Annotated in this window: 9 protein-coding genes; all 9 read right to left on the bottom strand. The window is 45.2% G+C overall.

Translation table 11 applies throughout. The annotated features are described in order from the left end of the window. Positions 1 to 61: 61 nt before the first annotated feature. The 9 genes from MCG46_RS05685 to MCG46_RS05645 all read right to left on the bottom strand — a co-directional run bounded on the left by MCG46_RS05685 (position 62) and on the right by MCG46_RS05645 (position 13,202). On the bottom strand, positions 62 to 1,639 hold the full coding sequence (locus tag MCG46_RS05685; protein ID WP_240278424.1) for an ABC transporter substrate-binding protein: 1,578 nt from the start codon (positions 1,637 to 1,639) through the stop codon (positions 62 to 64). Between the two features lie 105 nt (positions 1,640 to 1,744). Continuing rightward, the gene (locus MCG46_RS05680) at positions 1,745 to 3,337 is read right to left on the bottom strand and encodes an ABC transporter substrate-binding protein (protein WP_240278422.1); all 1,593 of its coding nucleotides are present in this window, start codon (positions 3,335 to 3,337) and stop codon (positions 1,745 to 1,747) included. Between the two features lie 238 nt (positions 3,338 to 3,575). After that, positions 3,576 to 5,171 carry an ABC transporter substrate-binding protein gene (locus MCG46_RS05675; RefSeq protein ID WP_240278420.1) on the bottom strand — a complete coding sequence of 532 codons (1,596 nt, stop codon included), beginning with the start codon at positions 5,169 to 5,171 and terminating at the stop codon, positions 3,576 to 3,578. Between the two features lie 194 nt (positions 5,172 to 5,365). After that, positions 5,366 to 6,748, bottom strand: a complete 1,383-nt coding sequence (locus MCG46_RS05670; protein ID WP_240278419.1) for a M14 family zinc carboxypeptidase — start codon at positions 6,746 to 6,748, stop codon at positions 5,366 to 5,368. Between the two features lie 92 nt (positions 6,749 to 6,840). Beyond that, on the bottom strand, positions 6,841 to 8,442 hold the full coding sequence (locus MCG46_RS05665; protein ID WP_240278418.1) for an ABC transporter substrate-binding protein: 1,602 nt from the start codon (positions 8,440 to 8,442) through the stop codon (positions 6,841 to 6,843). Between the two features lie 169 nt (positions 8,443 to 8,611). Continuing rightward, the gene (locus MCG46_RS05660) at positions 8,612 to 10,204 is read right to left on the bottom strand and encodes an ABC transporter substrate-binding protein (protein WP_240278417.1); all 1,593 of its coding nucleotides are present in this window, start codon (positions 10,202 to 10,204) and stop codon (positions 8,612 to 8,614) included. 155 nt (positions 10,205 to 10,359) lie between these two features. Beyond that, the gene (locus MCG46_RS05655; protein ID WP_240278415.1) at positions 10,360 to 11,364 is read right to left on the bottom strand and encodes an oligopeptide/dipeptide ABC transporter ATP-binding protein; all 1,005 of its coding nucleotides are present in this window, start codon (positions 11,362 to 11,364) and stop codon (positions 10,360 to 10,362) included. Between the two features lie 3 nt (positions 11,365 to 11,367). Continuing rightward, entirely contained in the window at positions 11,368 to 12,336 is a 969-nt protein-coding gene (locus tag MCG46_RS05650) for an ABC transporter ATP-binding protein (RefSeq protein ID WP_020224613.1), read from the bottom strand. Between the two features lie 14 nt (positions 12,337 to 12,350). Then, on the bottom strand, positions 12,351 to 13,202 hold the full coding sequence (locus tag MCG46_RS05645; protein WP_020224614.1) for an ABC transporter permease: 852 nt from the start codon (positions 13,200 to 13,202) through the stop codon (positions 12,351 to 12,353). Positions 13,203 to 13,208 lie beyond the last annotated feature (6 nt).

Here is a 13,208-nt window from a genome sequence, read left to right as displayed (position 1 = left end):
AACACTTTCATATCAATTCTTAAAAAAGCTTCCGAATGATCCGGAAGCTCTTTTGTATCACCTATTCTCCAGAAACAAATTCTACATACGTTAATTCTGACGAGGAGGCTCTTGTTGGCTCCTGGTATGGTGTGCCTTTCAGAATTTTCTTCACCGGAATTTTAGATCCGTTATCCATGAAGAGAATGATTGGCATATCTTCACTCATAATTCGCTGAACTTCGCTGTAAACAGCTTTTCTTTCTGTTTCATCCGATACCTGAACCCCTTTTTCCAACAGTGCGTCCATTTCCGGATTGGAATATCCCATGAAATTCATCGAAGTGCCTGTACCTACACGCCCGGAGACACCGGATACATCCGGTCCCTGATAACCTGCGGACATTGACATTTCAAAATCATGATTCAATTTTACAGTATCGCCCCAAGCGGCATATTCCATCATCGTTAACTTAAGATCAATTCCCACTTCTTTCAAGTTATTCTGAATGATCGTGGCTGCATCCTTGAAGTAGCCGCTGTCAAAGAATTTCATTTCCGTCGAGAAATAGATACCATTGGCATCTTTAGTAAAGCCAGCGTCTTCTAACAGCTGCTGAGCTTTGGCAACATCGCGCTGCGGCATCTGATAGTTTTCATCCGCAAAACCGGTATTCGGCGCAATGAATGTATTCGCGATCGCTCCAGTTCCGCCGGCACAGCGATCCCAAATCATCTGACGGTCAATGCCGTAGGCAATCGCCTGACGAACCCGTACATCCTTAAACCGTTCACTCTCAATATTGACTGCAATATAGGAACGATTCATTCCGATGACTGGATAAACTTCATAGTTCGGATCGTTGTCAAAATCATTGGCATTCTGGGTAGGAATGGCTGTGTAGTAATCCACTTCGCCATTAATAAATGCCTGCAAAGCTGTGGTTGGATCCGGAAGAATAGAGTAAATAACTCTTGCTACTTTAGCTTTATCACCCCAGTAGTCCTCATTCCGTTCCATGACAACCTGAACACCCTTCTGGAATTCAACAAACTTAAACGGCCCTGTTCCAACTGGTTTCATGTTGTATTCATTGGTTGCCGTATCCGTGCCTTCATATAAATGCTTCGGCATGATGAACGTGCCATACCAGGAAAGCTTCGCAATTAAGGAAACATCCGGATACTTTAAATTCATGACAACGGTATTCTCATCCGGACATTCAATTGAATCTACTGAAGCAAAACTGTCACTTTTATTCCACTTTTCAGCGATCAGCGTATCATACGTCCACTTGACATCTTCGGATGTAAAGGGTTCGCCGTCATGCCATTTTACGCCTTCGTGGAGATGGAAAGTAACCTGCGTGCTGTCCTCGTTCCACTCCCAGGTTTCTGCCAAATCTGGCAGAACCTGATCATAAGCATTCAGCTTCACTAAACGGTTAAACAGGTTCTGGTTGACAGGCCATGCATTGTCATCAGACTTAAAATCCGGATGAAAGCTGGTCGGATCTCCTGACAATACAGCCATCAGCGTATCATCAGATAATGTTGGTTCCCCAGAATTATTATCCTTGCCCTGATTTCCGCCGGAGCAGGCTGTCAGAGGCAATAATAATGCCAAGGTCACCAAAAGTACTTTAATCAGTCTTTTCATACTTTTTCCCTCTTCTTTCAGCCTTTATTATATCAAATATGAAAGCGAGAAAAAACAAGGAAAACGGAGTATTTCTGTAAAAACACTCCGTTTATAGAACAATGTTTATTTTTTTAGTGTTACGTAAGTGAGTTCGTTGGTCGCTGCTTTATCAGGAACCTGATAAGGTGTTCCGTCAAATTTTGCCTTGACTGGAATTACCTGTCCGTTGTCCAATAATAATACAATTGGCATATCCTCGCTCATCAGCCGCTGAACTTCATCATAAGCCTCTTTACGAACTGCCGGATCAGAGTTTTGCGCGCCCTTTTCCAAAGCTGCTTCCATTGCATTGCTGGCATAGCCGGTAAAGTTATTCGAGCCGTTAATTCCGACACGCATATAAATTCCAGAAATATCTGGCCCCTGGTAGCCTGCCAGCATCGTCATACTGAAATTACGTCCCTGTTTTACCTGATCGCCCCATGCGGCATATTCCATCATATTCAGATCAACCTTAATTCCAGCTTCTTTCAAGCTGGACTGAACAATTGCCGCAACATCCTTGAAGTTGCCGCTTTCAAATGCATCTAAAGTTACTGTCATATAGTAACCATCCGCATTTTTCTTCAGCCCGCATTCTTCCATTAAGGCCTGAGCTTTGGCAATATCCCGTTCCGGAAGTTTGTAATCATCATTCAGATATTCCGTAAACAACGGAGAGATAAAATATTCCGGCAGAGCACTGACACCATTGCCCATACGGTCAACGATGGCCTGACGATCAATGGCATAAGCCACTGCCTGACGCAGCTTCGGATTGTTGAATGGTTCTTTTTCCATGTTGAAGGTCAGATAGGTTCTGTTAATACTTAAGAATGAGAAAACTTCATAATTTGGATCATTATCAAAATCATGCAGATTCGCCGTCGGAAGACTTACGATATAGTCAATTTCTCCATTTTTAAAGGCTTCCAGCGTTGTATTTAAATCCGGCATAATCTGATAAACCAAGCGTTCGATTTCCGGTGCGCCATTGAAGAAATCTTCATTGCGTTCCAGGGTTACACTTTGTCCACTCTTGTATTCAACAAACTTAAACGGCCCTGATCCAATTGGTTTCTGCATTGCCGGGTTCTTTGAGAAATCCGGATACTGCGGATCATTCCAAATATGTTCCGGAAGAATAAATGTTGAATACCAAGCCAATAACGGAACAAGTCCTGCATCTGGATTTTTCATATTGAAGACGACGGTCAAATCATCCGGAGCTTCAATTGTATCGACATTAACGAACGTATCTGATTTATTCCACTTTTCTTCAATAATGGTGTCATAAGTCCATTTAACATCCTTGGAAGTCAGTGGTTCACCATCATGCCATTTCACGCCATCACGCAGATGGAATGTCAATGTCATATTGTCATCGCTCCATTCATAGGAGGTCGCCAAATCTGGAATTGGGACATCTCCCGGCGCTAATTTATATAAGCGATTAAATATATTTTGCGCCATTGGCCATAGATAGTCATCGGATTTCATATCCGGATTAAAACTGGATGGATCACCCTGAACAGCCGTGATAAACGTACCGATGGTTTCTGTCTTATCTGTCCCTGAATCTGCCGTTTGAGATGGATTATCCCCACCGCTCTGACATCCACCTAAGAAGAGTGCCGCACTGAGTAAAGCTGCTAGAATTTTAAAGCATTTTTTCATTTTTTATTTTTCCTTTCCCTTTCTAAATAAAAAAATTACGGAGCATTATCACTTTCCAATAGAATCCCTCCCATTCACATAAGCTTATGATACAAGACTCTGAAAAATTATTCAATATCATTTTGTAAAAATTTCATTTTTATATGTAAGCTGTTTTTCAGAGCAAAGACAAAAATCGTTTTTTGATCATAAGAAAAAGACACACTCAGATGAATGTGTCTTCAAGCACTACCTTTAATTATTCAGCGCGGTATGTGTAAGTGTATTCCGAAGAAGCTGCCTTATCAAACAATTCAATCGGCATGCCCTTCATTTCCTTCTTGATCGCATATTTATAACCATTGTCGATAATTGGGATAATCGGCAGGTCAGCACGCATGATCTTCTGAATTTCTTTGTAGCATTCGATTCTTTCTTCTTTATTAGACAGAGTTACACCCTTTGCTAATAAAGCATCCAATTCAGGATTGGAATAGCCGCCAATATTCATCGACGCACCTGTTTCTACACGTCCGGATACACCAGCGATATCTGGTCCCTGGTAGCCTGCCAGCATCGTCATTTCAAAGTTCTTATTGATCTGAACTTTATCCTGCCAAGCCGCCATTTCCATCATGTTGATCTTCAGATCAATTCCAGCTTCTTTAACATTCTGCTGAATGACCGCAGCCAGATCTTTCCAGTTTCCGCTTTCAAAGGCATCTAATGTAATATGCATATAGTAGCCGTCAGCATCTTTTGTTAAACCCGCTTCTTCCAGCAATTGCATTGCTTTTTCAACATTTCTTTCAGGAAGTTTGGAATCTTCATCCAGATATTCTGTGAAAGCATGAGAAATCATGTATTTAGAAGGTTCGCCAGCAGCCATGGTTCTGTCCCAGCAGCCCTGGTTATCAATCGCTAAGGCGAAGGCTTCACGGATACGTGGATCCTGGAAACGTTCGTCAGCTAAATTAAATGTGACATAAGTACGGTTGATGCCCATTTCTTCGTAGAAAACATAATCTGGATTGCCATCCAGTTCGCCATCATGAGCTGCCGGGATCATGTTGCACAGATCGTCGACTTCGCCATTCATGAAAGCTTCCCACAATGTATTATCATCATTGATGATCGCAAACTTCAGCGTCTTGGCAATTGCCTTGTCGCCCCAGAAATCTTCATTGCGTTCCAAAGTAACATACTGACCCGCTTTGTATTCAACGAACTTGAATGGTCCAGTTCCGATTGGGTTCTGGTTCGCTGGGTTCGTTGCTGTATCTGTACCTTCATAGATATGCTTCGGCATAATGAATGTACCATACCAAGCTAACTTCGCAATAATCGAAACGTCCGGAGTCTTTAAGTTCATGACAACTGTGTTGTCATCTGGGCATTCAATGCTGTCAATGTTCGACAGATTGTCCGCTTTTGCCCATTTTTCAGCGATTGCAGTATCATACGTCCATTTAACATCTGCAGAAGTAAACGGTTCGCCATCATGCCACTTTACACCATCATGCAGATGGAATGTCAGCGTCAAGCCGTCTTCGCTGAATTCATAAGACTCAGCCAAGTCTAAATTAATCGAAGTTTTAGAGCCTAATTTAACCAGACGGTTGAAAATGTTCTGGTTGATCGGCCACGCGCCGTCATCGGACTTAAAATCCGGGTTGAAGCTCTGCGGATCCTGTGTGGTGACCATGATCAAAGTCTGATCCGTAGGAATTCCGCCATTTCCGCCGTCTGTCTGTCCGCCTTCGTTAGTTCCGCCGCCGTTGTTGTTCGATCCACAACCAGCCAGCGTCAAAGCCAGAGCCAGACACACGACTAAAACTTTAAGCAGTTTTTTCATGTATTCTTTCCTCCTCTATCGATTGTTTTGATGCAATCGTTAGAATAATGATAAACGATTTTTTATGAAATGTGAAGGATTTGTGATAATTGTAAAAATGAAAATCAGACATTTTCTGTGAAATTTATGAAATTATTCATTGAACAATGAAAGAAATGAAAACAGGAGTTTCTTTTACTCCTGTTTCAACATATTTACCGATTTTTCTGCAGATAATCCGCAACCAGCATGCCGCTTTCAAGCTGAACGGCAATCAGCTTGCGAATCGGAATGACCTGATAATGCAGTTCTTTTTCCGCAATTTCAGCACGTTTGGCAAATTCAGCTTCGCCTTCCTCATGGACTCTCTGCAGCCGCGCAGCCGCCTCCGGCGTCGGATTTTTAGCCAGCTCATGTTCGCAGGCCCGAATTAACAGTGACCATTGATGCAGGACACGATACTTAGGAATTTCCAGATTATCAAAGGCTTCCGATTCTTTGCACGGTTCTTCATAATTTGGATCCTGGCGGATAAAATCACATTCCTGACGATAGTCTTCTTCAAAATGTTCATAGCCGTTGCTGACCATCTTTGCAAATCCATTGTCGTCGCTGATCAAGTCAGCAATCTGATCATAGTAAGCCTTGACAGCCTTACGGTTTTCATGCAGGATCTCACGGCCTTTTAAGGCAGCTTCCCGGCGTGAGAAATCCATCAGCTTGTCACTCTGAATCCGCGGCTCATAGAAATAAGGCAACTCTGTGACCAGCGTCGTCGTATCATAGCCCTGCTGCAAGGCATAATCCGCGCTGCTGGTACCCGTAGACATCAGTTTTTCCGGCGCTACCTTTCCAAATTTTTCATTGTAATCATAAGTATCCTTGGAAGTGATCATCGGGTAGATCGCCTGGGAGAACGGTGTGATATAGTTAACCTCCGGCTCGCCCAAATGCAGCGGAATATCCTGCTTGGCTGTTGCCGCATAGAGCTTGTCCCACAGTTCAGGAATTTCTCTTGTCAAATACCAATACGTTCCGCCGAAGCCTGCATTATGCAGCGAATACATAAACTGCGGCTGGATCTTATCAATCAAATTCATCAGGCAAACGGTTTCCGGAATCGGCGTATCATAAGTATAATTTTTATAGTGGAAAGGGAAATTCCATTCTACCTGTTCATAGCCCGCCGGACGGAAATAGTGACGGGTAAAGTTTGTCAGGGTAATCGGGCCTTTAAACCAGCCTTCATTCAGCTGGGTGCCATCGAGATCAATACTTTTGATCAGGTACCAGGTATAATCCAGTTCGCTGCGCAGCCCTTCATCCTCCGCTAAAGCACGGGAGAAATACTCCAGCAGCATGGCTCCCATCGGTTCATTGGGATGCGGACAGCCGAACATCAGCGCATTGCGGCTTCCCTTACCGATCTTCAGGCAGTAGATCGGATGCCCTTTGCGGGATTTTCCAGCTTCAAAAATTTCTACGATATCCGGAAATTCGGCAGCTAGTTTTTTTGAATTTTCATCCATTTCATCAACGGTAAGAAATTGTTGATAATCAGGAATATTGTCGATCAGTTTTTGAATAAAATCAGCCATGTTTAATTCTCCTTTTCTCTTTCATGGTTATCATTATATCAGAAAACAGGCAAATCGGTTGGATTTGCCTGTCTTTTTCTACATACTTTGAATTATTGATCCATCCAAACTTTGGCCATTTCATAAGTTCCATACAAGCTGGCCATTTCTGGTTCAAACGGACTGTTATGAATATAGTTTTTCACTGGATACACAGCTGTGAAATCTTTCAGAATAACGATCGGCACATCGTCATGCATGATCTGCTGCGCTTCTTTGTAGAATGGCGCACGTTCTTCTTCTGAGAACACCTTAACGCCTTCGTTTAACGCTTCGTCTAAAGCTGGGTTGTTGTACTTCGTCAGGTTCAATGAGCCTTCGGAATGCACGCGGTTGCGGATCGCGGAAACATCCGGTCCCTGTCCGCCGGAACACAAAGCGATATCGAAGTTGTAATCATCAATAACTTTGGTCATCCAGGCACCCATTTCCAACACGTTCAGCTTCACATCAATCCCAATCTGCTTCAAACTGTCCTGAACAACGATTGAGGAATCTTTGAAATCACCGGAATCAAAGGTTGTCAGCTCACAGCTGAAATACATGCCGTTGGCATCCGCTGTATATCCAGCATCTTCAATCAGCTTGCGGGCGGCTTCTACATCCCGCGCCGGAATTTTTGCGTTGTCATTTAAGGCCCATGGATACATTGGTGAAATGTAATATTCGGAAACAGCACCGAACCCCTTCGCCGCTTTATCGAGAACCGCTTGACGATCCACTGCTAAATCAACCGCTTGACGAACACGGACATCATGGAATGGGTTATTTTCACCGATATTGAACGAGAGATAGGTTCGTGAGCTGGAAACATACTGATAAACCTGATAATGTTCCGGATCGTTAATTAATTCCTGCAGATTGGAGGTTGGTACTCCGCTCTGCATATCATCGACTTCCCCATTCAGATAAGCCTGGTAAGCTGTTGAGGCATCCGGAATAATCGAGATAATCAATTTATCCAAATATGGCGCACCATCCCAATAATCTTCGTTGCGCACCATTTCAATCGAAACGCCCGGTGTATATTTCTCAAATTTAAACGGGCCGGTGCCAATTGGATGCATGTTATGTTCATTCTGCGTCCAATCCGTACCTTCATATAAATGGGCCGGCATGATCCAGGTTCCCAGCCAGCTTAATACGCTGACAACAGAAGCATCCGGCTGTTTCAAATGGAATACAGCTTTATAATCTCCATCCGCAGTGACAGAATCAATCATATTTAATGTGTTGGATTGATAGCCATCTTTCAAAACCTGAGTAAATGTCCAGACAACATCGGCAGAGGTAAACGGTTCGCCATCATGCCATTTAACATTTTCACGCAGATTAAACGTCAAATCCATACCATCTTCACTGAATTCCCAATCTGTAGCCAGATCTGGAACCACATGGTTGTCAACGGTCATCTTGACCAGACGATTAAAAATGTTATACGTCGCCGGCAGCTGCATATCATCCGTTTTCATATTCGGATTGAATGAATTCGGATCGCTGGAACTGCGCATAACGTAAGTTCCCCCCATCACAGGTTCGCCAGTTTGATCGGCATTTTCGGGCTGCGGCGTAGATGGAGTATCCGTACCCGCACAGCCTGATAAAACTAAGGCTGCACAAAGCAAGGTCATTACGCCTAAAAACAGTTTCTTCATAATTTTAATCCTTTCTTTTCTCCCCCTCGAGATAATTTAAGTTTATTCCTTCCTGTAAATCAAGTCAATCTCTTTCTAATCAAATTTTCTGTTTTTCAGAAAGCTCTTTCACAAAATGAAAATGAGTCCGATCTTATTTGTGATCAAACTCATTTCCTCAGCTTCTTTACTATTCTTCGATCCAGATCAGCGAGAATTCATTGGAAGCCACAGAGTGAATGCCCTCCTCAGAATATGGATGGCCATGAATTGTGTTGCGTACGGCAACGGTGAACGTTGCTTCCTTCACTGGAACGATCGGCAGTTCTTCCGCCAAGATTACCTGTGCTTGTTTGTAAATTTCAGCACGCGCGGCTTCATCGGTTGTCACTGCGCCTTCATCCAACAAAGCGTCCAGTTCAGCATTCTTGCAATGGGCCAAGTTGAAGGCACCGGCAGAGTGGACACGCATCGAGATGGCGGACGCATCAGGACCCTGCGATCCGGACAACATCGCCATCTGATAATCGCTGTCAACCTGAACCTTTTGCTGCCATGTTCCCATTTCTGTGACATTCAGCTTCACATCAATGCCGATTTCTTTTAAATTCTGCTGCAGAACCGTCGCGGTATCCTTGAAATCACCGCTGTCAAACAGATCCAGGGTTACAGAGAAATAGATTCCGTTGGCATCTGCCGTATAACCAGCGTCTTCAATCAGCTTGCGGGCGGCTTCTACATCGCGCGCAGGAATGGTAACTTCATCATTCATGGCCCAGGCAAAAACTGGACTCATGTAATACTGCGGGACAGCACCAATTCCCTTGGCAGCCTTATCCAGAACTTCCTGCCGGTCAATGCCCAGATTGACTGCTTCGCGCACACGAACATCATTAAACGGAGCTTCATCAAAATTAAACGTCAGATAAGTCCGGTTATTGGAAGCTCGTTCGTAAACGGTATAATCCGGATTGGCTTTCAGACCGGCGATCTCATTGCTTGGGATATTCAGCATCAGATCATCAACTTCGCCGTTCATATAGGCCTGGTAAGCTGTGTTCGCGTCCGGAATGATCGTAAAGATCAATTTATCCAGATACGGCGCACCTTTGAAATAATCTTCGTTGCGAACTAAAGTAATGGTCTGCGATTTCTCGTAGCTCTCAAACTTGAATGGGCCGGTACCAATTGGATGCATATTGGCTTCATTGGTTGCCCAATCTGTATTTTCATAAATGTGCTTCGGCAGAATGAACGTGCCTAACCAGCCCAATGAGCTTAAAATAGCAGCACTCGGTGAGCTCATTTGAATTGCAACAGTATTCGCATCCGGACAGGTAATCTCCTCAATCATTTTGAAGCTGTTGGACTGGAAGCCTTCTGTACGGATCATATCCAACGTCCACTTGACATCTTCCGAGCTGAACGGCTCGCCGTCATGCCATTTCACATTGTCATGCAGATGGAATGTCAAAGTCTTGCCATCTTCGCTAAATTCCCAGCTTTCCGCCAGATCTCCAACCAGTTCCGTCGAAGCTGTCGTTTTAACTAAGCGGCTAAATACGTTCATTGCAGTATAGGTTGCCATGTCGTCGCCCTTGACATCCGGATTAAAGCTGGCCGGATCGCTCGGCTGACGAACGATGTAGGTGCCTCCCTGAACGGGCTCGCCGGTATCGCCGGATGGTGTCTGCACATCGCCGGTTTCTTTCGGCGCTGATGAGCAACCCGCCAGCATGGCCAGCGCTAACAGAGCAGTCAGTGCTTTTCTTGCAAATTTCATCTTTCTCTCTCCTCGTTTTCTATTTTTTTCTTCCTTACCGGAGCGGTAAACTCCCCACCCTTAGTCTGCTTTCAAAACATTCTTATCGATGAATGAAGGAAGTAAAGTTCTGAAAAAAGGCCCATCTGAAATGTCAGATGAGCCTGGAATGCCATTTATTTTTCAGCGTCGCTGCCGACAAAATGACAGGACACAATATGACCATTGCCCAGATCCTTGGCTTCCGGATATTCCTTAAAGCACTTTTCACAGGCCTGATAACACCGCGGCGCAAAATAGCAGCCCGGGCCGGTGTTGATCGGGGTCGGCGGTTCACCTTCAATTTCAATGATTTCACGTTTTTCCAGCGGATCCAAAGACGCGCAGTTGGAAATCAGAACTTTGGTATACGGATGCTGCGGATTGTGCAGAACCTCATCGGTAATGCCGGTTTCCACGATCCGACCCAAATACATGACCGCAACCCGGTCGGAAATATAACGGGTTGTCGCAATATCATGACTGATGAAAACCATCGCCGTGTTTTCTTCCTTGCTTAATGTCTGCAGCATGTTGATGATATCGGCACGGATTGAAACGTCCAGCATGCTGACCGGTTCGTCAGCAACTAAGAACGTTGGGCGCAGCAGCATGCTTCGTAAAATCGAAATACGCTGCAGCTGGCCGCCGGACAATTCATGCGGATGACGATAGATATAATCTTCAGCCGGCGCCATTCCCGCATCTTCCAGCGTCTTAATCATAATGTTGTGGCGCTCTTCTTCATTCGCACCGATCTTGTGCAGCTTCAGGACGCTCATGAAGATTTTTTCAATCGTATAACGCGGATCAAAGGTATCAAACGGGTTCTGGAAAATCATCTGACAGGTCCGGCAGAACGCCAGACGGTCTTTCTTTTTCAGCTGTGTACTGGACACACCGTCATATAAAATTTCACCGGCAGTTGGGTCTTCCAAATGAATCAATACTCGGCCCAGTGTCGATTTACCGCATCCGGATTCACCGATAACGCCCAGGGTTTCGCCCCTTTTCAGTTCAAAGCTAACGCCGTCGACAGCTTTGATCGTCTGCTTTTTGCTGACTTTGCCATCCTGCTTGGTTACCTTTTTCTGGATATACCAGCGGGTCAGGTCTTTTACCTGAATAACTGTATCCGACATCGCTTATTCACCTCCTACCTTGTGGCAGGCAACCTTCCAGTTGCCCTTTCCATTGACAGTCTTCAATTCCGGCTCTACCGTGCGGCACTTTTCAGTCGCAAACGGACAGCGCGGAGCGAAAACACAGCCTGGAATTTCCTGACTTAAATCCGGCAGCGAACCCGGAATACCGCGCAGGTCGTTCTTCGCTCCCTTAAAGGAAGGGAACGATTTGAGCAGACCCTGTGTATACGGATGCTGCGGATTGACTAAAACGTCTTTCGTTTCGCCGCTTTCCATCAACCGGCCGGCATACATGACGGCAATCTTCTTGCAGGTGGAAGCAACGACGGATACGTCATGGGTAATCATGATGCGGGTAACATTCAAATTCTGTTCCAAGCTCATGATTTCACGCAGAATCTGGCTCTGTGTCACAACGTCCAAAGCCGTTGTCGCTTCATCCAGAACCAACAGACGCGGATTATGAAGCAAGCTCAGCGCAATGGAAACACGCTGCATCATACCGCCGGATAATTCATGCGGATATAACTCATAAACACGGTCGGACAGGTTAACAACTTTAAACAAATCATAAACCCGCTGTTTGATCTCTTCTTTTTGTGCATTTGGGAAATGCACGCGGTAAACGTCTTCCATCTGAGCTCCGACTTTATGCACCGGACTCAGCGCGCTCATTGACTTCTGGAAAACGATCGACAGATCGGTCCAGCGCAGCGCATCCATTTCATCCTTGGTTAACTTTAACAGATCCTTGCCGTTGTAAAGAATTTCGCCGTCGACCTGCGTAATCCGCTGCGGCAGTAAGCGCAGTACGGCACTGGCCAGCGTGGATTTGCCGGAGCCGGATTCACCAACGATACCGATTGAATCCTGTTCCTCAATTTCCAGACTGACATGCTGACAGGCATGGACCTTTTTGTCTTTCATAATATAACGTACATTGACGTTTTTCAGTTCTAATAATGCCATTTTTTCCTTCCTCCCTAGTTATTGGCGTCCATCTTAGGCGAGAGCACGCGGTTGAGGCCGTCACCGATGAGGAAGAATGTCAGAACGGTGAAGACAACGGCAACGCCGGCAAAGGTGGAAATCCACCAGCCCTTCGGCATATACTGCTTGCCATGGTAGATAATCTGACCCCAGCTGACGACGTTTGGATCACCTAAGCCCAAGAACGACAGGCCGGCTTCGGACAGGATCGCGCTCGATACGTTCATCGTCGTCTGCGCGATAATCGGGAAAATTCCATTTGGAATAATATGTCTGAACATGATGCTGAAGCGGCTTTCTCCCATCGCCTGAGCACTCTTAACAAACGTTCTCTCCTTCAAGGAGATCGCCTGAGCCCGCATCAGACGGGCATTGCCAGTCCAGGAAGTCAAACCGATAACGATCATGATATACATGATATTGCTGCCAAACAGCGCAACGATGATCAGGATCAAGAAGAACGACGGCGTCATCAGGAAGAAGTTCATGAACTCTGAGATGAAGCGGTCGATCTTGCCGCCGAAGAAACCGGCGATTCCGCCGATGCAGGTTCCTAAGATACCGGAAATGCTCGCGGCTACAACACCGATCATTAACGAAGTCCGTGTTCCATAGATAATTTCGCTTAAGACGTCGCGGCCTAAACCGTCTGTGCCCAGGATATGTCCCGGGGTGCCCGGTCCGGCAACCAGCGCATCATATAATTTATACGGATCACATGGAGCGATAATCGGTGCAAACAGCGCTACACAAAGCAGGACGATCAGAAGAATCACACCCATGCGCAGCTGCGAGTTCTTCTTCAATACCCGCATTACCGCCTGAAAAATATTGTCTTTTTTCATTGTTCA

The organism is Holdemania massiliensis, from assembly GCF_022440805.1.
Classification (GTDB): Bacteria; Bacillota_I; Bacilli_A; order Erysipelotrichales; family Erysipelotrichaceae; genus Holdemania; species Holdemania massiliensis_A.
This window is presented reverse-complemented; position numbering and strand designations above follow the sequence as displayed.